Source organism: Flindersiella endophytica (genome assembly GCF_054779015.1).
Genome location: NZ_BAAGYY010000024.1, coordinates 210,602 through 234,065 on the forward strand (window position 1 = coordinate 210,602; position 23,464 = coordinate 234,065).

General features: G+C 70.4%; 16 protein-coding genes and 1 pseudogene. 6 read left to right on the plus strand and 11 right to left on the minus strand.

Annotated elements, in window-relative coordinates:
- Positions 1–13 precede the first annotated feature (13 nt).
- The 5 genes and pseudogenes from ACYVF6_RS28835 to ACYVF6_RS28855 form a co-directional block, all read right to left on the minus strand.
- Positions 14–913, minus strand: coding sequence for a Gfo/Idh/MocA family protein (locus ACYVF6_RS28835; protein WP_460525741.1), 900 nt, complete (start codon positions 911–913; stop codon positions 14–16).
- A gap of 334 nt (positions 914–1,247) precedes the next feature.
- Positions 1,248–2,804, minus strand: a pseudogene (locus ACYVF6_RS28840) (ATP-binding cassette domain-containing protein); the annotation flags it as partial.
- Positions 2,797–4,599, minus strand: a complete 1,803-nt coding sequence (locus ACYVF6_RS28845) for an ABC transporter ATP-binding protein (RefSeq protein ID WP_460525742.1) — start codon at positions 4,597–4,599, stop codon at positions 2,797–2,799. The pseudogene ACYVF6_RS28840 and the gene ACYVF6_RS28845, both read right to left, overlap by 8 nt.
- Positions 4,600–4,627: 28 nt before the next feature.
- Positions 4,628–6,994 (minus strand): HelD family protein, encoded by a 2,367-nt coding sequence (locus ACYVF6_RS28850; protein ID WP_460525743.1) that lies wholly within the window; start codon positions 6,992–6,994, stop codon positions 4,628–4,630.
- Positions 6,995–7,096: 102 nt separating this feature from the next.
- Complete coding sequence (locus ACYVF6_RS28855) at positions 7,097–7,978, minus strand: EamA family transporter (RefSeq protein WP_460525744.1); 882 nt, start codon at positions 7,976–7,978, stop codon at positions 7,097–7,099.
- Positions 7,979–8,042: 64 nt separating this feature from the next.
- On the opposite strand from ACYVF6_RS28855, the gene ACYVF6_RS28860 reads away from it, so the two are divergent.
- From ACYVF6_RS28860 to ACYVF6_RS28870, 3 genes are all read left to right on the plus strand, one after another.
- Positions 8,043–9,263 (plus strand): GNAT family N-acetyltransferase, encoded by a 1,221-nt coding sequence (locus ACYVF6_RS28860; protein ID WP_460525745.1) that lies wholly within the window; start codon positions 8,043–8,045, stop codon positions 9,261–9,263.
- Positions 9,264–9,426: 163 nt separating this feature from the next.
- Positions 9,427–10,059 (plus strand): hypothetical protein, encoded by a 633-nt coding sequence (locus tag ACYVF6_RS28865; RefSeq protein ID WP_460525746.1) that lies wholly within the window; start codon positions 9,427–9,429, stop codon positions 10,057–10,059.
- A complete protein-coding gene (locus ACYVF6_RS28870; protein ID WP_460525748.1) occupies positions 10,037–10,504 on the plus strand; it encodes an RpiB/LacA/LacB family sugar-phosphate isomerase in 468 nt (155 codons plus the stop codon). The genes ACYVF6_RS28865 and ACYVF6_RS28870 overlap by 23 nt, the downstream gene beginning before the upstream one ends.
- On the opposite strand, the gene ACYVF6_RS28875 is transcribed toward ACYVF6_RS28870, so the two are convergent.
- Positions 10,501–11,631, minus strand: a complete 1,131-nt coding sequence (locus ACYVF6_RS28875) for an ROK family transcriptional regulator (protein WP_460525749.1) — start codon at positions 11,629–11,631, stop codon at positions 10,501–10,503. The genes ACYVF6_RS28870 and ACYVF6_RS28875 overlap by 4 nt on opposite strands.
- Before the next feature lie 58 nt (positions 11,632–11,689).
- Between ACYVF6_RS28875 and ACYVF6_RS28880 the strand changes: the two genes are divergently transcribed.
- Both ACYVF6_RS28880 and ACYVF6_RS28885 read left to right on the plus strand, forming a co-directional pair.
- Positions 11,690–12,967, plus strand: a complete 1,278-nt coding sequence (locus ACYVF6_RS28880) for an MFS transporter (protein WP_460525750.1) — start codon at positions 11,690–11,692, stop codon at positions 12,965–12,967.
- A 105-nt stretch (positions 12,968–13,072) separates the two neighbouring features.
- Complete coding sequence (locus tag ACYVF6_RS28885) at positions 13,073–15,931, plus strand: M36 family metallopeptidase (RefSeq protein WP_460525751.1); 2,859 nt, start codon at positions 13,073–13,075, stop codon at positions 15,929–15,931.
- Between the two features lie 121 nt (positions 15,932–16,052).
- Here the strand turns inward: ACYVF6_RS28885 and ACYVF6_RS28890 are convergent, their stop codons facing one another.
- Positions 16,053–16,694, minus strand: coding sequence for a mycothiol-dependent nitroreductase Rv2466c family protein (locus ACYVF6_RS28890; protein WP_460525752.1), 642 nt, complete (start codon positions 16,692–16,694; stop codon positions 16,053–16,055).
- A 143-nt stretch (positions 16,695–16,837) separates the two neighbouring features.
- On the opposite strand from ACYVF6_RS28890, the gene pepN reads away from it, so the two are divergent.
- On the plus strand, positions 16,838–19,402 hold the full coding sequence (pepN, locus tag ACYVF6_RS28895; protein ID WP_460525753.1) for a M1 family aminopeptidase: 2,565 nt from the start codon (positions 16,838–16,840) through the stop codon (positions 19,400–19,402).
- Between the two features lie 247 nt (positions 19,403–19,649).
- Here the strand turns inward: pepN and ACYVF6_RS28900 are convergent, their stop codons facing one another.
- Genes ACYVF6_RS28900 through malQ form a run of 4 tightly spaced genes read right to left on the minus strand, consistent with a single transcriptional unit; the run spans position 19,650 to position 23,455 of the window.
- Positions 19,650–20,480: a nucleotidyltransferase domain-containing protein gene (locus ACYVF6_RS28900; RefSeq protein ID WP_460525754.1), complete on the minus strand. Its 831-nt coding sequence runs from the start codon at positions 20,478–20,480 to the stop codon at positions 19,650–19,652.
- 14 nt (positions 20,481–20,494) lie between these two features.
- Positions 20,495–20,884, minus strand: a complete 390-nt coding sequence (locus tag ACYVF6_RS28905) for a DUF5130 family protein (protein ID WP_460525756.1) — start codon at positions 20,882–20,884, stop codon at positions 20,495–20,497.
- Positions 20,871–21,269, minus strand: coding sequence for a hypothetical protein (locus ACYVF6_RS28910; protein WP_460525757.1), 399 nt, complete (start codon positions 21,267–21,269; stop codon positions 20,871–20,873). The genes ACYVF6_RS28905 and ACYVF6_RS28910 overlap by 14 nt, the downstream gene beginning before the upstream one ends.
- Positions 21,266–23,455 (minus strand): 4-alpha-glucanotransferase, encoded by a 2,190-nt coding sequence (gene malQ / locus ACYVF6_RS28915; RefSeq protein ID WP_460525758.1) that lies wholly within the window; start codon positions 23,453–23,455, stop codon positions 21,266–21,268. The genes ACYVF6_RS28910 and malQ overlap by 4 nt, the downstream gene beginning before the upstream one ends.
- Positions 23,456–23,464: the final 9 nt, after the last annotated feature.

Consider the following 23,464-nt stretch of genomic DNA (forward strand, 5'->3'; position numbering starts at 1 on the left):
AGGCGGGGAGACGTCACGGGGTGGTCAGTGCCTCGGCCACGGTCACGCGCGAGCCGTCGCGTTCCGCTGAGAGGACGCCGGCCCTGAGTACGGCCAGCAGCTCGAGCGTCTCCGCCGGCGAGATCGGCGGCGTGCCCGTCCGCGCCATCTCCACCGCGGCGGCGAGCTGACGGGTGTAGAACGAGCCGAAGTCGGCGATTCGGACCGCGTGCAGGCCGTCCTTGCCGTAGACGGTCAGGTGGAACGTGTAGGCCGCGTCCCGCAGGGTCTCCACCACGGCCGTCGGACCGTCGGCGTACGACAGCACCGCCACGTCGCGATCCGGGAAGACCGTCCGTTGCACCCACTCGACTCCACCACCGGCGACGGCGTAGAGCTGCTCGACCGCGTGGACGCCGTAGTAGTACCACTCGCCCGGTCCGACCGAGACGATCGACGACAGCTGGCCGACCGCCTGCAGCTCCGCGCGGTTCTCCTCGATCTCCCGCGCGAACCGCAGCGCCGACGAGCTCGTCACCGCCGTGCCCGAGGAGGCGGCCACCTCGAAGAGGCTCCGCGCCTCGCCGACGTCGACGGACATCGGCTTGTCGACGAACGTGGCCACGCCGGCCTTCACGAACGGGCGCGCGAGCGGAACGTGGTTGGCGCCGCCGCCGGTGTCGTCGACGACCAGCACGAGGTCGGTCTCGCCGAGGAACTCGGTGGGCTCGCCCGCGACCTTACCGATGTCGAACTTCTCCGCCAGCGTCGCCGTGTCGGGCTGGTCCTCGCGGAGGTGACCACCCCAGACCCACTCGAGATGAGCACCCGGAATCGCCTTGTTCTCGTTGAGAATCCGCGCGTACGCACTCGCGTGCGAGGTGTTCACCCCCAGCAGACCGACTCGCAGTGTGCTTCCGGCGCTGTCGCTCATGCACTCCCCAACCCCTGGGACGTTACTGTCATATCCGATGTGGACTTTCGGTCCTGACCGTAGAGCTGGCACTCTTACGATGTCAATGGCCGCCTACCACGCTACGTCAGCGGTAGGCACGTGCTTGCACACGGAACAGGTCGGCGTACCGCCCGTCCAGCGCCAGCAGGTCGGAGTGCGTGCCGATCTCGGCCACCCGGCCGTCTGCCAGCACGACGATCAGGTCCGCCATCCGGACCGTCGAGAATCGGTGCGACACCAAAAGCGTCACGCCACCTGTACGCGAGACCGCCGCCCGCGACGCCTCCGTGATCCGCGAGAACAGCGCGTGCTCCGCCTCCGGATCCAGCGCCGCCGTCGGTTCGTCGAGCAGCAACAGCAGCGGCTCGTCCCGCATGAACGCGCGTGCCAGCGCGAGCCGCTGCCACTGCCCACCGGACAGCTCCCGCCCGTCCGCGAACCTCGTACCGAGCTGGGTCGCCAGCCCGGCCGGCAGCCGGTCGACCACGTCGTCCGCGTCCCCACGCGAGACGGCCGCCAGCACCGCCGGCTCGTCATCCAGGCGCTCGAGATCGCCGACGCCGACGGTCTCCCGCGCCAGGAACTCGTACTTCATGAAGTCCTGGAAGCCCGCCGCCAGCCTCGCCCGCCAAGCCGAGACCGGCAGCGAGCGCAGGTCCACGCCGTCGACCAGAACCGCGCCGCCCGACGGGTCGTAGAGCCGCGACAGCAGCTTCACCAACGTCGTCTTGCCGGCCCCGTTCTCCCCCACCAGCGCGACGGTCGATCCCGCCGGCAGGAAGAGGTTGACGCCCGCCAACGCCGCCCGATCAGCACCTGGGTAGCGGAACGAGACGTCCCGCAGCTCGATCCCCGATCGGAGCCGGTCCGGCACCGCTACGGTTCCTTCGGCCCATGTGCTCGAACGGGCGTAGTCGCGCAGCTCGACGTACCGCCCGAAGTGCTCCACGATCTCGCCCACCCGGCGGACGTTCATCGCCACCCGGCCGGCCACGCCCTCCACCTGCGGCACGAGCATGACGACCAGCGCGATATCGCCGATCGTCGACCGCCCGTTCCGCGCCAGCCAGATCGTCCACAGCACGGCCAGCCCGAACGCGAGTCCGAGCGCGACTCGGACGGGGAGCTCGAGCCGGAGCATTCGCCGCCCCGCCTTCATGTGCTCGCCGTACCGGAACTGGGAGAGCTGGTCGATCCGGTCCAGCAAGACCTGCTTCAGGCCGAACGTCCTTGTCTCCAACGCGTTTCGCGACGAGACCGTGATGTCCTGCAGCTCCCGGACCAGGCGATCCGCCGGTGCGACCCGCTCCCGTACGCCCGCGACCATGCGAATGACCGCCGCCGAGGCCCACATCCTGGCGAGGCCGAGCGCGGGAAGCAACACCAGCAACGGATGGACGGACGCCAGCAGAACAGCCACAGACGCCGCCTGGAACACGTTCAAGATCGTCATCAGCAGGTAGCCGCCGCTCTGCGCCATCTCCTTCGAGTGCTCGCCGATCAGTGCGATCCGGTCGGCTTGCTTCGGGTCTTCATGGTGCGCGACACCCGGTATGCCCGTGACGATGCCGAGCAGGTCGCGTTGCAGGACGACATCGGTCTTGTCGTGCAGGGACGTCTGCAGGTTGAAGCCGACCGCCACGTTCACCAGCAGCATCGCCAGCCCGGCACCGGCCAGAGCGATGCCGCGCGCGAGGGTGCCCGACGCCGGGTCGGCCAGCCCGTCGACCATCAGCTTCACGCCCAGGGCCTGCAGGGGCATCGCCACCGCGGACAGCGCTGTCAGGCAGGCGTCGACAGCGAACAGCAACGGTGCCGCCCGGAACACCGTGCGCACCCACAGCCACAGCGCCCGCATCGCCTTACGCATGGACGCTCCCCTCGCCGTAACGCTCGGCCTGCAGCCGGAACATCGTGGCGTAGCGGCCGCCGGCCTCGATCAGCTCCACGTGATCGCCGGACTCGACGATCCGGCCCTGCTCCAGTACGCAGATCCGGTCCGCCTCGCGGACGACCGAGAACCGGTGGGAGATGATCAGCGACATCACGCCGGACGTCAGCTCCAGATAGCGATCCACCAAGCGGGCTTCGGCCCGCACGTCCAGCGCGGCCGCCGGTTCGTCGAGCACGAGCACGCCCGCACCGGCGCGGACGGCGAACAACGCACGGGCCAGCGCGATCCGCTGCCACTCGCCGCCGGACAGGTCGACGCCGCCCTCGTACTTCTTGTCCAGCACGGTCTCCCAGCCGTCCGGCAGGCGCTCGATCAGGTCCTCGATGCCGGCCTCGGCGGCAACCGCTCGCAGTGCCCCCGCGTCGGAGCCACGTTCGATCGCGCCGAGCACCACATTGTCGGTCGCCGGCAGCGGGAACCGCGCGAAGTCCTGCACGATCGGGGCGATCCTGCGCTGCCAGCGTTCCAGCGCCACCGGGTCGAGCGACACCAGGTCCACCCCGCCGACCGTGATCCGCCCACTGGTCGGTGCGTAGACGCCGGCCAGCAGCTTCACCAGTGTCGACTTCCCTGCCCCGTTGACGCCGACCAGTGCCAGCGCCTCACCGGGACGGATCTCGAGGTCCAGGTCGCGCAGCACGGTCCGGTCGCCACCCGGATAGCGGAAGCACACTCGCTCGAACCGAATCGCTCCCACTGGAACCGGCGCCGGTCCGGACGCCTCGGGCTCAGCGGCCGGCTCGGGATGGCGTTCGGCGATCAGCGCCGGTAGGTCCCGCATGGCTCGCAGTGCGACGAGTCCTCGGCGCATCGTCGCCACGGCCTGGCCGTCCTGCGCGATCGCCATCCGCAGCACCGTCGGTACGAGTGTCGCCGTGGCGGCGAGCGACAGCGATCCGGCCAGGGCCGCCTGCCCGACCAGCGCCAGTGCGCCTGCCGCGACGACGGCGTGCAGCCCGAACGCCAGCAAGGCACCGATCCCCGCTCGCCTGCGGGCCTTCCACAGCGGCCGCAGTGCGTCCAGCCAGTGCCCGTGATGCCTGCGGACCAGCCAGCCGGACAGCCCGAAGACCCGCAGCTCGGCAGCGGCCGGTCCCATGCCGAGCTCGAAGAGGTACTCCGACCGGCGGCGGTCGTCGGTCTTGGTGAAGAACGAGTCGAACTCCTTGCCGATCGCCCAGGCGCACGCCTGCCCGAGTAACGCGACGGAGACCAGCAGACCCAGTCCGACCCACCACGAGAACAGCACGCCCACCACGGTCGCCAGGCCGATCGCTGTCAGCCGGGACGAGATCGCGTAGTACAGGTTGCTCAGGCCGAACTCGACGTTGAACGTGTTGGTGCCGCGGGCGCGTTCGACGTGGTTCTGCACCTCCGGATCGTCCAGGTGCGTCGAGCGGACCGGCTGGAGCACCGCGGTCGCGACCCGGCGCGCGACCGCACGATGCGACTGGAAGATGAGCCCGAGGATGACGGGCTCGTGCAGCAACGGCACGGCGCTGCTGCCCGTGAAGACCACGACCAGCGCCCCGAACAGGAGCGCGAACGAGGTGGAGGAATCGCCGCGGACGGCCGCCGGCAGGGAGCCGACGACCTGTCCGATCAGCGTCGTGAGGACAACGGAAAGACCTGCTGAAGCGATCGCCAACGACACCAGGGCGATCGTGAGTCCTCTGTGCAGGCCGAAGGCATACCGAACCAATGCGAGCACTACTCCCCCTCCCAGAAACTCCTGTGACTCAGAACCGCAACGGCTGCAGGCCTTTCAGCACGTCCGGAAGGTCGCCCTCGTACACGATGCCGAGGCGACGGGTCGCGCGGGTGAGCGCGACGTAGAGATCCGACAGGCCGCGCTCAGACTCGGCGACGATGCCCGCGGGGTCGACGACGATGACGGCGTCGAACTCCAGGCCCTTTGTCTGCTTGGAGGTCAGCACGGCCACCGGTGCGTCGAGCAGCCTGGCGGTCGAGCCGGACGCCGAGCCGGGAACGGCACGCTCGATCAGCGCGACCAGTTCGTCCGCCCGGGGATCCGGCACGATGATCGCCAGCCGGCCCTCGCCGATCGCCGTCAGCTCGTTGCCGACGTACGCCGGCAGGTCGACCTCCAGGCTGTCGGTCTCGACCCGCATCGCCCACGGCTGGTCGGGCGTCTCGCGTACGGACGTGGGCGGCTCGAGCGCCGGGTCGGTCGCGGCGAGCACCTCGTCGGCCACCGCCATGATCTGCTTCGGTGTGCGGTAGTTGACGCTGAGCCGCGCGGTGTGCCACCGCCCGACGGCGAACGGGTCGAGCACCTGCGCCCACGACGTCGCGCCGTCGGGCGCACCGGTCTGGGCGAGGTCGCCGACGACCGTCATCGACCGGGCCGGGCAGCGCCGCATCAGCACGCGCCAGACCATCGCCGACAGCTCCTGCGCCTCGTCGACGATCACGTGGCCGTAGGTCCACTCACGGTCGGCCAGCGCACGCTCGGCGAGCGTTCCCCGCGGACCGGACTCGTCGTAGTGACCGACGATGTGGTTGGCGAAGACCTCCACGTCCTCGTCCAACATGTTGGGCAGCTCGCCGTCCTCGCGGAGCTTCTCGATGACCTGCGTGGCGAACAGGTGGGAGTCCTCGAGCTGCGCCTTGCGCTGGGCGCCGGCGTTGGCCGCGGTGTAGAGCGTGGCGTCCACCGGCCCGATCAGCTCGGCCGCCTCGTCGAGCAGGGGCACGTCGGCGGCCGTCCACGGTGAGCCCGCGGGCCGGTGCAGCGCGGCGCGTTCGGCGCCGGTCAGCTCGGGTGCGGCGGCCGCCAGGCGTTCCCGGCTCACGAACAGCTCCGTCAGCAGGCGCTGTGGCGACAGCTCCGGCCACAACGCGTCGAGCGCGGAGTAGACCCCCGGGTCGGAGGCGAACAGCTTGCGGATGTCTTCGATGTTCTCGGGCTCCAGCAGCTCGGGGCCGCCGAGTCGCTCGACCTCCTGCCGGGTGAGCTCGTCGAGGATCGCCTGCACGAACACCCGACGCGCCCGGTTGTGCACCTCGGGCCCGCCGTTGAAGTCGTCGCGCAGCCGCCTGGCGTCCGCGCGCGCCCGCGCGCAGACCCCCCGGGTCAGGCGGTACGTATCGCCGTCGACCACGACGTCCAGGTGGTCGTCGGGGACCCATTGCCGGTCCTTGACGGCGTTCCGTACAACGTCGACCATCCGCAGGTCGCCCTTGACGATCGCGGTGTCCGGCGTCTCGACGGCCGTGACCGTGACACCCGGGAACAGCGAGCCCACGGTCGCCAGCACGACCTCGGTCTCGCCGAGCGACGGCAGCACCTGGTCGATATAGCGGACAAACGTGGAGTTCGGGCCGATCACGAGAATTCCGCGTTTGGCCAGCCTTTCGCGATAGGTGTAGAGCAGATATGCCGCGCGGTGCAGCGCGACGACGGTCTTTCCCGTGCCAGGCCCCCCTTCGACGACGACCACGCCCTTGAGATCGGAACGGATGATCGCGTCCTGTTCGGCCTGAATCGTCGCGACGATATCCGACATCCGGCCGGTACGTCCGGCCGAAAGCGAAGCGAGCAGCGCGGCCTCACCGGTGAGATGCGGGCGCTCCGAGTCGCCGACCGCTGCGAAGTCGAGCACGTCGTCGTCGATTCCGACGACCGTACGGCCTTTGGTACGCAGGTGCCTGCGCAGCACGACGCCGTGCCGTTCGACCGGAGTCGCGCGATAGAACGGCTTCGCCGCCGGTGCGCGCCAGTCGATCAGGAGCGGCTCGTACTCCTCGTCGGACAGGCCGATTCGCCCTATGTACAGGCGTTCGTCGCTCTCGAGGTCGAGCCGCCCGAAGCACAGGCCGCGCTCGACGGCGGTCAGCTGGGCCAGCTTGCCGACGTACATGTCGCTCATGGTCTGACGCTCGGACGCGGCCTGGTTGTTTTCGGCGGTCCGGCCGGTATAGGTGACTCCGAGCCGGTTGGCGGTTTGTGCGCGCACGGCATCCAGGCGTGCGTAGAGCATCGATACGTACGCCTGTTCCTGCTCGAGCTCGCCGTTTTCCGGGTTTTCCGGCGAATGGTTTGACAGCTTCGCCGGGTCGGTGTATTCTTTGTTACGTAGCATTCCACCAGCCCTAAATCTCGCGGAAACACACAGCCTTCCGAGAGTAACAGGGCTGGTTTCTTTTGTATAGAGCTAATTTCTTTTCCGCTCACTCAAGGTCGCTCACGTCAGGTTGAGCAGCACAATTCCCGTCGCGACCACGACCGTCGCCACTGTGCGCCAGCGCCCGAACGGCTCCTTGAAGAACACCGCGCCGATGATCGCGCCGACGATCACGCTGGTCTCGCGCAGTGCCGCCACCGTCGCCAGCGCTCCCTGCGCCTGCGCCCACAGCACCAGTGCGTACGCCAGCACCGAGCACACGCCGGCGGTGGCGCCGAGCTTCCAGAGCGACGCCATCGAGCGCGCCAGGCCGGATCCCCTGCGCAGGAACGCGAAACCGACCACGGTCAGGCCGTGCAGGAGGAACAGGCAGGCGGCGTACCCGAGCGGCGAGCCCGACTGCCGGACGCCGACCCCGTCGATCACGGTGTACGTCGCGATCATCAGGCCGGTCAGGGTCGCCGCGAGGATCGCCGGAACCTCCTGCTTGTGCGGCCGTCCCACAGCCCCCTCCCAACCACCCTGATATCGACCTTTCGGGCTGCCTTTTGCCAGCACGAGCAGGCCGAGGCCGATCGAGACCACCACCACGCCGACGGTCTGCACGGCCGACAGTGGCTCACCGATCACCGTGACCGCGACGATCGCCACCACCCACGGCGACATGCCACGGGCCAGCGGATAGACCTGGTTGAACGCGCCGAGGCGGTACGACTGCAGCAACGCCAGCATGTAGAGGAAATGCACGACGACCGAGCCGAGGAGGTACGGCCAGGCCGGTGCGGCGGGCATCCCGACGAACGGCAGGGCGACCAGACCGCAGACCACGAACGCCGTGCTGACCAGGGCGCCGGACACCACCTTGTCGGAGACGAAGTGGGCGAGCGCGTTCCAGATGGCGTGCAGGACGGCCGCGCAGAGCACCGCGATGGTCAACGTCAAGCTGGGCTCCCCACCCGTACAAACGCCGTTGACCGCTCCCTTGCGGCTCAGCCAACCTATCAACATGACAAGCATCGAGATCCGCCGGACGATCGGCGGTTGGGACACGGTCGCCGACCTGGTCGCCATCGCGTTCGGCGGCGAGTTCACCGATCGTGAGCTGGTCGCACCGCTGCACGAGGCCGAGCGGAGCATCGGCGCCTACCACAAGGACGAGCTGGTCGGTCACACCGCGATCTGGTCGCTCGACCTGCGGGTTCCGGGCCGGACGGTGCCGGTTGCCGGCGTCACGATGGTCTCCGTACGACCCACGCACCGGCGCAGGGGCATCCTCAGCCGGCTGATGAAGCAGCAGCTGCACGAGCTGCACGAGCAGGGCCTGGAGCCGGTCGCCGCGCTGTCGGCGAGCGAGCCGGCGATCTACGGCCGGTTCGGCTACGGCCTGACCGGTGACCAGATCTCCGTCGAGATCGACAGGCACGCCCGCGAGCTGCGGCCGGTCGCAGGCGTCGACGAGGTGGAGCTGCGGTACGCCGATCCGGTCAAGACCCGCGAGCTCTGCGCGAGCCTCCACGACGCGGCGCTGGCCGACCGTCCGGGCTCGTTCGTGTGGACCGAGCCATGGCAGAACCGGCTGACGGCCGACCCGGAGTCCCAGCGGCACGGCGCGTCCACGCTGAAGTGCGTGCTGGCCGAGCGGAACGGCGATGTGACCGGGTTCGCCTACTTCCGTACCCAGCAGAACTGGGGCGACGGCGGGCCGGACGGCACCGTCGACGTCCGGCGGGTGCACGCGACGGACCTGGCGTCGCACATCGCACTGTGGCGGTTCCTGCTCGACCAGGACCTGATGCGCACGACTCGGGCCGAGCTGGCCCCCGACGACCCGATCCTCTCGCTGCTCGTAGACCCGCGACGGGCCACAGGCCGCGTCGGCGACGGGCTCTGGGCGCGCGTGGTCGACGTCGACCGCGCGCTGGCCGACCGGCGGTACGCCTTCGACGTCGAGCTGGTCTTCGAGGTACGCGACGACCTGTGTCCGTGGAACGCCGGGCGCTGGAAGCTTTCCGGCGGACCGGACGGCGCCGAGTGCTCGCGGGTGACCGACTCGCCCGACCTGATGCTCGACGTCCGCGAGCTGGGAGCGACCTACCTGGGCGGCGGGCGCTCGTTCAGCGCGCTGACCGCCGCGGGCCTGGTCACCGAGGAGACGAGCGGCTCGGCCGCGGTGGCCAGCCGGGCCTTCGCGTCCGACGTCCTGCCCTGGCGCGACACCATGTTCTAGGTCGTGTCTCCCAAAGAGGGCCGGTTAAGCTCGCGGCGCATCCGCGCCACGCTGCCGGTGCCGCGGGCCGAAGATCGTGTCGGGCATACGGGCGAGGCTCACGGTGCCGGCAGCGTGGATGCGGGGCGTCGCGAGTCAGGCGATATTTGGGAGGCGCGGCCTGATGCATTACTGCGAACGCTGTCCGGAGCCGGAGCTGATGACGCCGGCTCCGGGCGATCTGGCGGTCTGTCCCGTCTGCGGCTTCTCCGAGCCGGCGCGGCGGCTGCCGCTGTTCGTGGTCACCGGGGCGGCCGGTTCGGGCAAGACCGCGCTCCGGCAGCCGCTGATCGACGCGCTGCCGGAGTGCGCGGTGTTCGACGTCAACTGGCTCCTGGACTCGACCCGGCGGATGTCGTTGCCGGACTCCATCGACTGGACGAGCTTTCGCGACGCCTGGCTCGCGGTGGCGCACGGCGTGGCGCAGGGTCGCCGGGCGACCGTGCTGATCTGCACGTTCCTGCCGGGCGAGATGGCGGCGCTGCCGGCACGGAGGTGGATCGGCGACATCCACTTCGCCGGCCTCGACTGCGCCGACGAGGTGCGGTCGGCCCGGCTGGCGCAACGGTCGGCCTGGCGCCGTCGCGACCCGGCCGAGGAACTGGCGTTCGCCGCACGCGTGCGGTCGGAGGTCGAGCTGGTCGTGCGTACCGACACGCAGTCACCCGACGCGGTGGCGGCGGAGCTGGCGGCCTGGGTCCGGGGCCGGTCGGCAGCACTGCCAGACTTGCCTCATGCGGGTGCACCTGGGATCTGATCACGCGGGTTTCGACCTCAAGGAACATCTGGTCGCCGAGCTGAAGGCGGCCGGGCACGAGGTCATCGACCACGGGCCGGAGAAGTTCGACCCGGAGGACGACTACCCCGCGTACTGCCTGCGCACCGGCCTCGGCGTCGTCGGCGACCCGGGCAGTCTCGGCGTGGTGGTCGGCGGCTCCGGCAACGGTGAGCAGATCGCGGCCAACAAGGTCGCGGGCGTCCGAGCTGCGCTGGCCTGGAGCGAGCAGACCGCTCAGCTCGCCCGCCAGCACAACGACGCCAACGTCCTGGCGATCGGCGGCCGCATGCACTCCCTCGACGAGGCAACGGCGTTCGTGCTGATCTTCCTCGCCACACCGTTCTCCGGCGAGGAACGGCATGCGCGGCGGATCGCCCAGCTGGCCGACTACGAGCAGGACGGTACGCTCCCGCCGACCGTCTAGGAGGTGTGTACGGGGAACGTCTCGTCGCGCAGGAGATCGAGGGCGATCAGGACGGCACCGCGCACCACTGGATTCCCGTCGACCGTGGTGGCGACCACAGTCGTCGGCAGCGGAGTGAGCTTGGCGAGCCGGTCGGCCACCCGATCCGCCAACGCCGCACCCCCCGCACGGCCGGCCGCGCCGGCCAGCACGACGAAGCCCGGATCGACGACGGCGCACAGGCCCTGCACACCTAGTGCGACCCGGTCCGCGATCTCGTCCAGACACGGCGACTCCCCCGACGCCGCAGCCGTGATCAGCTCATCCAACCGGTCGGTCGTGAAGCCATGCCGACGTCCGATCTCGAGCAGCGCCGGACCGCCGGCGTAGGCCTGAAAAGTGCGTCCGTCGCCCAGCCCGAGGTAGGACAGCTCGCCCGCGCCACCGGACGCCCCACGGTAGAGCCGCCCGTGGAGCACGATCGCCACGCCGATGCCGTCGCCGAGCGAGAGCAGCGCGAACGTCTCCTGCCCACGAGCCGCACCCAGCCGGTGCTCGGCGAGCCCGACCAGGTTGACCTCGTTCTCCAGCAGCACGGGTACGCCCAGGCGCTCGCGCAAACCTGACAGCAGGTTCGAGTGCCAGGTCGGCAGGCTCGCGACGTAGCTGACGTCGCCGGAGGAAGGGTCGACCAGCCCCGGCGTGCCGACGACGACAGCCCGCAGCTCTCCGGATTCCAGCGACGCTGCCGTCAATGCAGCGGAGATCACGTCGTGGAGCAGCTGGTCGGGCGGCCGGGTGCGGTCCATCGCCTGTTCCGCGGCGCCGACCGGGCGGCCCAGCAGGTCGGTCACCACTGCGATCACCGATGCCGGCCGGACCTCGACACCCGCCACGTACGCCCTCGACGCGACGATGCCGTAGAGCCGGGCGTTCGGCCCGCGGCGCTCGCTGCCCGACTCGCCGACCGGCGCGATCACACCGGACTCCTCGAGCCGTTGCACCAGCTCGGACACAGTAGGGCCGGACAGTCCGGTCAGCTCGCGCAGTCGCCCGCGGGTCAGTGGACCGTGCTCGAGCAGCAGCTCGTACGCGACCCGGTCGTTGATCAGCCGGGCGGTACGCGAGGAGGCGGGCACGGGTCTCATTCTGCTGATTCTCGCCGAAGCCTATCTATTAGGGACCCTACCTGTTAATTTTCCTACCGTGCAGCCCAACCTCGTGCAGCTGAATGCCCTTCGAGTCTTCTTCTTCCTGTCCGGTGTGATGGTCGCCAACTGGACAGTGCGCATCCCGGCCGTCAAGGACCAGGTACACGCGTCCGCCACCCAGTTCGGCCTCGCGCTGCTCTGCCTGTCGATCGGCGGGCTGATCGCGATGGCCACCGGCGGACGGCTCTGCCTGCGGTTCGGCAGCCGGCGACTCGTGGTCGTGGGCGGGATCGCCACCGCCTTCACGTTGCCGCTGCCCGGCCTGGCCGGATCCGTGTACGTGCTCGGTGTGTTCCTCGCGATCTACGGCCTCATGTACGGCTCGTTCACGATCGCGCTGAACAGTGCCGCGGTCGAGGCCGAGGCGGCCGCCGGCCGGCCGATCATGTCCACGCTGCACGGGCTCTACTCGACGGGCTCGCTGGCCGGTGCGGTCATCGGCGGCGTCGCCGCGGAGTTCCTCACGCCGGCACCGCACCTCGGCCTGGTCGCCGCGACCGGCCTGCTGGTCGCGCTCGTGACCGGCCCGATCCTGCTACGCGACGGCGGCCGCCCGGCGCCGGCCACCGAAGCCGAGTCCGGGCCGGCCCTGGCCGGCCCGGAGCCCGGCGAGCCTGCCACGTCGGCCACGCCCTCCAAGGCCTCGAGCGCCATGGCCGGTGCGCACGGCATCATCTGGCTGTTCGGCGCGATCGCGTTCTGCACGGCGTTCATGGAGTTCGCCAACAACGACTGGGCCGTGCTCCACCTTCGCGAGGACGTCGGCGCCGCACCGTCGGTCGCGGCGTTCGGGTACGCGACGTACGAGTGCGCGATCGCCGTCACCCGGCTCGCCGGCGGCAGGCTGATCCGCAAGCTCGGCGACGCGGCCGTCCTGATCGGTGGCTGCCTGCTGGCGGCCTGCGGCATCGTGCTGGCCGGCTGGTCCGGCAGCCTGCCGGGCGACCTCGACCTGGGCTTCGCGTTCGCCGGCTACATCGCGGTCGGCATCGGCGTCGCCAACATCTACCCGATCGCGATCGCTCGCGCGGGCGCGCTCGGCGGTCCCCGGGGCGTCAGCCGGGTCGCGCCGCTCGGCAGCATCGGCATCCTGGTCGAGCGGCCGCTGATCGGCTTCCTGGCCGACCACCTCGGACTGCCGGGAGCCCTGTCCACAGTGGCGATTCTCGGCCTGCTGGCCGCCGGGGTCGGCATCGCGCTCAGGCCGTACTGCCGCCCGCCCGCGAGCCGCGCCGAAGATCTCGGAAGCCTAACGAAGACTACAGTGAGTTAAATTTTCTGGCTTTGTCGTGTCTTTACGTAACAAGTCCCCCGCGCCTTCGTTGAATGGAGCATGGACCGCACGAGGACACGCCATTGGCCCTCCTTCAGCACCGCCATGGGCGCTGTCGCAGTGGTCGCCGGCGTGAGCCTCCTCGGTGTGAGCGGCGCCCATGCCGACGAAGAGGAGGGCTCACCCAGCCCGTCCGGTGTCCGGCTCATCACTCCGCACCACAACGATCTCGACCGCGATCCCGCAACGGTTTCTCCGACCCAGCGCCAGCTGGCCCGGGTCGAGGCGCTCGAAGCGATCGCCACCTGGAACCGGTTCGGCACGCCCGCCTCCCTCAGCCCGGAGCCCGGCCGGCGGACCCAGCTCAGCGGCCGGCTCGGCGGCTCGCCCGAGCGGGCGGCGCGGGCGTTCGTCCGAACCGAGCGAACGCTGTTCCGGCTCAAGGCCGCCGACGTCGACCGGCTGGAGGTCATCCGTTCCGCGGCACTTCCCGGCACCGGCTCGCGCGCCCAGGTGGTCAGCTTCCGGCAGCGGTTCGCCTACGCCGGCCAGGAGCAGCGCGGCCGGTTGCAGGCCGCCGACGGCGGGCTGATCACGGTCGGGCTGGCCGGCTCCAAGGTCACCTACGTTTCCTCGTCCGCGTTCGGCTCCGCGTCGCGGCTGCCGGCCGCCCGCCTGTCGGCCGCGAAGGCCTGGCTGGCGGCAGCAAAACGACTCGGCCGCGACGTCGTACCGAGCGCCGTGCACCCGATCGCCGGTGACTCCGGCGGCTGGCAGCGGTTCGGCGTGACGGGGTTCGCTCAGGAACAGCAGGTACGACTGGTCGCCCTCGGTCGTCCTGCGCGCGGGTCCGGCGTCGCCGTCCGGCCCGCATACGAGGTCAACGTCGTCGACATCCAGGACGGGTACGCGCTGGCCGCGACGTCCTTCGTCGACGCGCTGACCGGCGAGGTGCTCGTCCGGCACGATCGGGTCGATCACCTGGGGCGTGTCGTGGGACACGCCCAGCGTCCACCGCTCGGCCGGTCGGTGCCCTGCGCGCCGGCCTTCGGCGGCTGCGGCGTCCGGCTCCGCCCGGCTCCGGACTCCCCTCTGCTGACCGCGCTGCTCGAAGCCCCGGTGCGTCCGGCCGGCCGGACGGTGGACCCCATCTCCCGCTTCGACTCCTGGAACAGGTCCGGCTGCGACATCGACGCGCTGCGCCGCGACCACGCGATCTCGGCCTACACCAAGGTCGTCACCCAGCAAAGCGACATGGCCGCCTGGGCCGCCCAGCTCGGCTTTCCGACGGCCGGCTCGCTGTCGACCAGCGTGCGCAGCGGCGCCAAGAACGGCGGCTATCCCACGTTCCTCGGCCGCAACAGCGCGATCCAGGTGACCATGCAGCGTGGCCTGCCGAGCATCTCCGGCCACTACCTCTTCGAGCCGGTCGCCGGCCGGTGGTACGGCCGGTGCGCCGACGGAGCGCTCGACCGCACCCTGGTCGCTCATGAGTACGCCCACCTGCTGATCGAGCGGCTGGTCGGCGGGCCCGACGACCAGATCACCGGCGCCGACGGCGAGCTCCTGGCCGAGTCGTGGGCCGACCTGCTGGCCACGGCTTACCTCCTGCAACACGGGGGTTCCGACGGGGCCGCACACGCGACCGCGATCGGCGGCTATGTCGCCGGCGACCAGGTTCGCGGTATCCGCGACTACGCCGTCGGCCCCAACCCGCTGAACGCCACCAACCGCGGCTACTCCCTCCCCGGAGACGGAGCCGATCCCTGGTCCGACTCCGCGATCTGGACCGCGGCCAACTGGGACCTGCGCGAGCGCCTCGGCGCCCGCACCTGGACCCGTCTGCTGGCCGACTCCCTCGCCCTGCAGCAGAGCGCCACCTCGATGCCGGACGCCCGCGACGCCCTGCTTGCCGCGGACCGGCTGCGGTTCGGTGGAGTGCACGCCCGCCGAATCTGGCTCGTGTTCGCCCAGCGCGGCCTGGGCGGCCGCGACCAGGACGCTGGCGCGGTGTCAGCGTCCGGGCCGCGCCGGACGGACACGAGCCCCTCCTTCAGCAGTCCTTTCGAGCCCGGCGGCACGCTGCGGCTGACGGCGACCGACGCCGACACCGGACTTCCGGTTGCCGCAAAGCTGCGGGTCGGCCGCTACGCCGCCGGCACGACACCGGTGGCCGACACCGATCCGCTCACCGCGCTGCCGCCGTCGCTGCGGATGGCGCCGGGCGACTACACCTTCACGTGGTCCGCGCCGGGCTACGGCCTCGGGCGTACGGCCAAGACAGTCGCCGCGGGCCGGAGTCACGAGCTCAGGCTCACGCTGCACCGCAACCTCGTGTCGTCGGCTTCGGGAGCGGCTGTCTCCGACGGCGTACTCCAGACGACCGCGGACACCATCGAAGCAGTCGACGGACCAGACGCCGGCTCCTCCGACGGCCGGGCCAAGGGCGTCGACGCGCTGATCGACGACGACGAGGCGACCGTGTGGACGGCCGACGAGGCGGGCGGCACGGCCACCGTCGACCTGGCCGGCTCTCAGCCGCGGACGGTGCGGTCGGTCCGCGTAAGCGCGCTGACCGGCAGCGGCGAACGGTTCAGCGCCCTGCGCCGGTTCGCGATCGAGGTCTGCTCCGCCGCCAAGGCGGGCGACCGGCGCGACTGCGCTCCGGGCCGCGAGCTCGGCTGGCAGCGGATCTACACCTCGCAGGCCGATGCCTTCCCCGCGGGCCGGCCGCGGCCGGTGCCGTCCGACCTGACGTTCCGCGACTTCGACGTACCCGACACGCGAGCCACTGCAGTACGCCTGGTGCCGCTCGCCAACCAGTGCACGGGCACACCCACCTACCACGGCAAGCAGTCCGCCGACCCTCTCTCCACGTCCGACTGCCGTTCGACCAGCGCGGCGAACCACACCAGAGTGGCGGAGCTGATGGTCTACGCCACCGATCCCGCTCCGATGCCATAGCCGGAGCAACTCAGACTCTTCCGGGGCCTTGGTGAGCAAGAGCCCGAGGCCCCGGAAGGTTCAAGCTCTTCCGGGGCCTTGGTGAGCAAGAGCCCAAGGTCCCGGAAGGTTCAACCAGAGCTCAGTCGAAGATCGGCGGGTTCGTCCGCGAGCGCTTGAGCTCGAAGAATCCCGGGTTGCTCGCCACCGCGAGCACGCCGTCCCAAAGCTTGCCCGCCTCGTCGCCACGCGGAATCGGCGAGATCACCGGACCGAAGAACGCCGTGCCCGCGACGTGGATCACCGGCGTACCAACCTCGTAGCCCACAGGGTCCATGCCCTTGTGGTGGCTGGCGCGCAGCGCCTCGTCGTAGTCCTCGCTCCCGGCTGCTTCCACCAGCTCCGCAGGCAGGCCGGCCGCGGCGACCGCGTCGGCGTAGGTCTCCTCGTTGTTCTCGCGCTTCTCGTGGTGGAACCGCACGCCCAGCTCGGTGTAGAGCTTGCCGAGCACCTCGTTCGAGTCCTTGCCCTCGCGCTGCGCCCACTGCTCGGCCGCGATCGCGATCCGCACCGGCCCCCATCCGGTGGCGAGGCCCTTCTTGTAGTTCTCCGGGAGCTCGTCGCGACCCTCGTTCAGTACGGAGAGACTCATCACGTGCCACTTCGTGGTTACCGGCCGTACTTTCTCCACCTCGAGCATCCAGCGCGACGTGATCCACGCCCACGGGCACCTCGGGTCGAACCAGAAGTCGGCAACTTCTGTAACCGCGACCTCGTTCGTCATGACAACCCTTCATCGGGGGTAGCTGAACCGACAACTACTTGCGCCAACCCCTGGCCTACCCGATTCTCTTCCCGAACGTCCAGTCCGATCGTCCCGTAGAAGCGACCTACAAGCCGCGTGGTCGCCATGAAAGGATTGTGCGCATGCCAGGCACGAACCTCACCCGTGAGGAGGCCGCCGATCGGGCGCGCCTGCTCAACGTCGACGGCTACACCGTCGACCTCGACCTCAGCGGTGCGGAGGACAAGGGTGTAGACACCTTTGGCTCCACGACCGTCATCACGTTCAGCTGCGCCGAGCCGGGCGCCGGCACGTTCGTCGACCTGATCGCACCGACCGTGCGCGAGGTGACGCTGAACGGCCGGACACTCGACCCCGAGCAGGTCTACGACGACAGCCGGATCCGGCTCGACGACCTCGCCGCAGACAACGAGGTCCGCATCGTCGCCGACTGCTCGTACATGACCACCGGCGAAGGGCTGCACCGCTTCTTCGACCCGGCCGACGGGCGCGCCTACACCTACACGCAGTTCGAGGTGCCGGACGCACGCCGGATGTTCGCGACGTTCGAGCAGCCCGACCTCAAGGGCACGTTCACGCTCACGGTGACAGCTCCGGAGACCTGGCAGGTGATCTCCAACTCACCGACGCCCGCGACTGAGTCACTGCCCGGAACGGGCACGGCGGTGTGGCGGTTCGGCACGACCCCGCGGATCTCGACGTACCTCACCGCGCTGGTCGCCGGCCACTACCACGCGGTGCACGACTCCTACGCCGGCCGCGCCGGCGAGGTCCCGATGGCGGTCTACTGCCGGCAGTCGCTGGCGGAATACCTCGACGCCGACGAGATCCTCGATGTGACCAAGCGCGGGTTCGCGTTCTTCGAGGAGACCTTCGACTATCCGTACCCGTTCGAGAAGTACGACCAGCTGTTCGTGCCCGAATACAACATGGGCGCGATGGAGAACCCCGGCTGCGTGACGATCCGCGACGAGTACGTCTGGCGCAGCCGCACCACCGATGCCTCGTACGAAGGCCGGGCCAACACGATCCTCCACGAGCTCGCCCACATGTGGTTCGGCGACCTGGTGACAATGGCCTGGTGGGACGACCTGTGGCTGAACGAGTCGTTCGCGTCGTACGCCGCGACACTGTGCCAGGCCGAGCGCACGCGGTGGACCAACGCGTGGACGTCGTTCGCCAACACCGACAAGACCTGGGCGTACCGGCAGGACCAGCTGCCGTCGACGCACCCGATCGCCGCCGACATCCGTGACCTCGAGGACGTCGAGGTCAACTTCGACGGCATCACCTACGCCAAGGGCGCGAGCGTGCTGAAGCAGCTGGTCGCGTGGGTCGGCCGCGACGAGTTCTTCGCCGGCCTGCGGCACTACTTCAAGGCCTACGAGTGGCGCAACGCCACGCTCGCCGACCTGCGTACGTGCCTGGAGGAGACCAGCGGGCGCGAGCTGGAGTCGTGGAGCAAGGAGTGGCTCGAGACCGCGGGCGTCAACACGATGCGGCCGGTGTTCTCGGTCGATTCGGCGGGGGCGTTCACGTCGTTCGCCGTCGAGCAGACCGCGATCGCGGAGCAGCCGACGCTGCGTTCGCACCGGATCGCGATCGGGCTCTACGACCTGACGTCTGAGGGCCTGACCCGGCGCAGCCGGATCGAGCTGGATGTCGTCGGCGATCGTACCCAGGTCGCGGAGCTGGCCGGCGTGCAGCAGCCCGACCTCGTGCTGCTCAACGACGACGACCTGACCTACACCAAGATCCGCCTCGACGAGCGCTCGCTCGCGACGTTGGTGAAGCACATCGGCGACTTCACCGACGCGCTCCCCCGCGCGCTGTGCTGGACCGCGGCCTGGGACATGTGCCGCGACGCCGAGATGTCGGCGCGCGACTACGTCCGGCTGGTGCTGGCGGGCGTCGCGGCCGAGCCCGACATCAACGTCGCCGGGCTGCTGCTGCGTACGGCCCAGTCCGCGGTCGACTTCTACACCACGCCGTCACGGCGTTCGGAGGCTCAGCTCGCGTGGGCCGACGGGCTGCTGCCGCTGGTCGAGTCCGCCGCGCCCGGGAGCGACATGCAGCTGGCGCTGGTCCGGTCGTACGCCGCCGCCGTGATGACGCCCGCGCAGGGTGCGGTGCTGGCCGACCTGCTGTCCGGCGCTCGGGTGCTCGAGGGCCTGGCCGTCGACACCGACCTGCGGTGGACGCTGGTCCAGAACCTCGCGCGACTCGGTGTGTTCGACGAGGCCGAGATCGCGGCCGAGCTCGAGCGCGACAACACGATCAAGGGCCAGGAAGCCGCCGCCCAGGCGCGGGCCTCCCGGCCGACCGCCGAGGCCAAGGAGCTGGCCTGGACCGACGCCGTCGAACGCGACGACGTACCGAACCAGACCATGCTCAGCATGATCCGCGGCTTCTGGCAGCCGGGACAGGGCGAACTGCTGCGGCCCTACGTCGAGCGCTACCTCGACGCGGCCGGCTGGGTGTGGGACCGCAAGGGCAACGAGCTGGCGCAGTTCGTGCTGATCGGGCTGTTCCCGCGCCACCTGCCAACCCCCGAGACGGCGGAGACCGTACGCCGCTGGCTCGAGGCACAGCAGCCCAGCCCAGCCGTCCGCCGCCTGGTGTCGGAGGGCCTGGCCGACGTCGAGCGAGCGTTGGCTGCTCAGGTGAAGGACGCGGCCGCGGCGTAGCAGGGCGGGGCGTAGCAGGGCGGCAGCGTTCGCGAATGACCACGTTAACCACGCATTTGGCTGGTTAACGTGGTCATTCGCGGCTCGCCAAGCGTTTGGCCCACGCGGCGGAGCCCGCAAAATCGGCACATCGCCACGCCAGTAGGTGCTTCGCCACGCCCCGGGGCGTGGTTAACCCGCCAATTACGTGGTTAACGTGGTCATTCGCGCCTCGGCGGGCGGGCGGACAGGGATGCCGGGCGTGGGGTCAGGCCGGGTGCTCGCGGTCGAAGTAGGCCCGGGCACCAGCCGCCAGCTGTTCCGGCCACTCCGCGCCCGCCGACTCCAGCGCCTCTCGCCCCGCCGTTGCCCACGCGTCAGCCGTGGCACGCATGCCCGCGGTCACGGACTCGGGGGTGGCGTCCAGCGGAGGCAGCGCCCTCAGGACGGCCTGCTGCGCGGGCGTGAGCTTCTTGCTCCACTGCTTCACGCCCATCGGCGGCAGCGGCTGGTTCGCCTGGACGAACACGTCGTACAGCATCTGCCGGTTGCCCTGCACTCCGACGACGCCCATCAGCCAGTCCTGCCGGCCGGCCACGGCCTGCGGGAACAGCGCCAGCTGCCGGAAGAACTCCTCGGCCAGCCACCTCATCTTCTCCACGTCCGGCCCCGGCCGCTCCGGCCCCTCCGCCGGCACCCGCGCGTCGACACCGTCCTTGTCGAACACCAGGACGCGCGTCGCGAACGGGCTCTCCGGCAGCTTGCCGACCGGCTCGGCCACGACGTCCAGCCGCAGGCAGTCGACGTTGGTGGAGTAGAACGAGCCCGGCGCGAACGTCAACGGGCGCGCGACGAGCGGCGTGGTGATGCTCTCCAGCCACTCGCGCCAGCCCTCGGCGAACGATTCGAGGTCGGCGTCGCGGATCGCCACCAGCACGTCGAGGTCGGAGCCGACGTCGGCCGTGCCCTTGGCCAGCGAACCCGACAGCCACAGCGCGCGCACCCGGTCGTCGGCCTCGGCGACAACGTGTACTTTCGCGAACAGGTCGCGGTAGCCCTCCGCCAGCGGGTCGAGCGCCTGCTCCCAAGCGGCACTCATTCAGGCACCGAACGTCACTCCTGGTCGGCGTGCAGTGTCGCGGGCCGGTAGGCGTGTTCGCCGAGCTGGTTGACACCGGCGACGATCCCGCCGGTCAGGTCACCACCGGAGAAGGCGGACGTCATCGCGAGCGCCGCGAGCCGGCACTCCTCGTCGCGCAACGTGCGCTTGGCCTCTTCACCGGTCACGATCTCCAGCAGCCGCGCGGCCGGGTTGACGACCACGAGGACGGAGTGCGCCGGGTCGGGCAGCTGGGCGTGCAGCCGCTCGGAGAACGGCCGCAGCTCGGAGTCGGACGTGCCGACGTAGACCGAGAAGTGCAGCCCGGACGCCTGCTCGGCGTGCTTGACGGCCTGGTCGATCTCGTAACGATCGGCGTTGCTGAACGCGTCACCAGCGGGCACCGACGCCACCTCGCTTCGCTCCGGCCGGCTCCGCTTCGGCTGGCTCTGTTTCGGCCGCCGCGCTCGCCTCGAGTTGCGCGGCCTCGCCCGGCGACGCCTCGACCGGCCGCTGGCCGAACCACTGCGGTGCCGACCACCAGGTCAGGCCCGCCTGCGATCCGCCGCGCTGCACCATCGAAGGTGCCAGCACCATCAACACGATCAGCACGAACAGCAAGGCCGGGATACCTACGAAGATCCCGAGCGTCTCCAGCCACGGCGTCGGCGCGGGCTTGGTCCAGGTGTCGGGCGTCTCGGCGAGCGCGGGGCCCGCCACCGCCAGCCCAGCCGTGCCGGCTACCAGGCCAACCACCAGCAGACGCTGGCCAATCTTCTGGATCATCACGTAGAACACGGTACCGACAAAGCTTGGACAAGCCGCCGGAGCCTCGCCAGATCGGGCAGATCGTCCAGGAGTACGGGCCGGCCGGAGCCGTCGCAGAGGGGGAACTGCCAGTTCGGGTACTCGTGATGCGTGCCGGGCTGGTTCTGGATCCGCAGGTCGCCCACCGCATCGGTCAGCGCGGGACCGATGAGCACCGCCGGCGTCTTGGCCACGAACCGGTGCAGTGCGAGCAGGATCGCCTCGTCGTCGTCCGCAGTGCCTACTACCGCACCTGCTACTGCGCCAACGTCTGCTCCAACCTCTGGGCCGGTTCCCGTTCCCGGAGCGAGCGCGGCCAGCAGGCCGTACTCCCGCAGCGTCCGCTCCCAGGTCTCCCGTTCGGCCATGAACGCCGCCTGCTCCACGCCCACCGGGCGGGTCAGCAGGCCGAGTTCGTCGCGCAGCTTGACGTGCGCGCCAGCGAGGTACGCCTGCGTCGGCGGCAGGTCGTGGACCGTGACCGTCGCCAGGCAGAGCTCGCGCCACTCGTTCGGCGGGCGCGGCCGCCCGTCCTCGCCGCGCTCGAACCACAGCACGCTGGTGCCGAGGATCCCGCGCTCGTGCAGCAACGACCGCGACCAGGGCTCGACCGTTCCGAGGTCCTCGCCGATCACGACGGCACCGGCGCGTTCGGCCTCCAGCTCGAGGATTCCGACCATCGCCTCGTGGTCGTAACGCACGTAGGTGCCCTCGTCGGCCGGACCGCCGTCGGGTACCCACCACAGGCGGAACATCCCGATCGCGTGGTCGACGCGTACGCCGCCGGCGTGCCGGAACGCCCGCGCGCACAGGTCGCGCCAGACGGCGTAGCCGGTCTCGGCCAGCCGATCCGGTCGCCAGGGCGGCTGCGACCAGTTCTGTCCCTGCTGGTTGAACTCGTCGGGCGGCGCGCCGACCGCGATCCCCTGCGCGAGGACGTCCTGCAGCGCCCACGCGTCGGCGCCATGGGGATGGACGCCCACCGGCAGGTCGTGCACGATGCCGAACGTCATGCCGGCGGCCATCGCCTGCCGCTGCGCATGGTCGAGCTGTTCGTCAAGCAACCATTGCGCGTACCGGTAGAGGTCGATGCGTTCGGCATGCGTCGCCTGGACCGCCTCCAGCTTCGGCGAGTCCGGCCGCCGCAGGTGCTCCGGCCAGCGCGCGAACTCAGGCCCGTAGATTTCCGACAGCACGCACCAGGTGCCGAAGCCGAGCAGCGCGTCGCCTTCGCTTTCGAGGAAGGCTTGGTACGCGGCCTCCCGCTCGGTCGACCGGGGTGCGGCGTTCAGGATCTCCAGCGCTCGCAGCTTGGCCGGCCAGATCCGGTCGCGGTCGAGCAGGGCGGGCGAGCGGTTGAGCTGCCGCAGCGGTCCGGCGAGCTGGTCGATCCGTTCCCGGTCGGCGGGCTCGAGGCTTGCCAGCTCGGGGACCTGGTTCAGATCCAGGTAGAGCGGGTCGGCGTAACGGCGGGTCGTCGGAAGGTACGGCGACGGCTCGACCGGGAGCGTCGGCCCCGCGGCGTTCAACGGGTTGACCAGTAGGTAGCCGGCTCCGAGGTCGCGGCCGCTCCAGCTGGCGAGCTCGGCCAGGTCACCGAGGTCGCCGATCCCCCACGACCGGCTGGAGCGCACGCTGTAGAGCTGCGTGGTGAAGCCCCACGTTCGTTTCGTCGGCGGGTTCAGGCGGTCGGGCGTGACGATCAGCGAGACCTCGGCCGTGCGGTCGCCCGAACGCGCGAGCAGCCGGTGGTAGCCCGTCGGCAGGCCGGCGGGGACGCGGAACTTCGCCTCGCCGATCAGGGCGGCATCGACCCGGCCCGCGGGAACGAGGTGGTGCTGCTGTTGGAGATCGCGCCGAACCGTGCCGTCTTCGAGCTCGGCCCAGACCTCGACGTCCGCGCCGGCGGCGACGTGGACCAGCACATCGGCGTGTGCGGTACGGGTCGTGACGACGCAGGGCGGCAGCATCCGCCGCCAGGCGACCAGCCGGACCTGCTCCAGCTCGGCCTGCGCGGCCTCGGGCGTCGACACGTCGACGTCGAGCGCCGCGAGTACGGCGGCGATCGTCTTGGTGCTGACGTTGACGTGCCGGCCCTGCCAGTCCCAGTAGTCGATGGCGATGCCGTAGGCGGCGGCCAGCTCGGCCAGCTCGGATTGCTCCTCCACAGCGCCCTC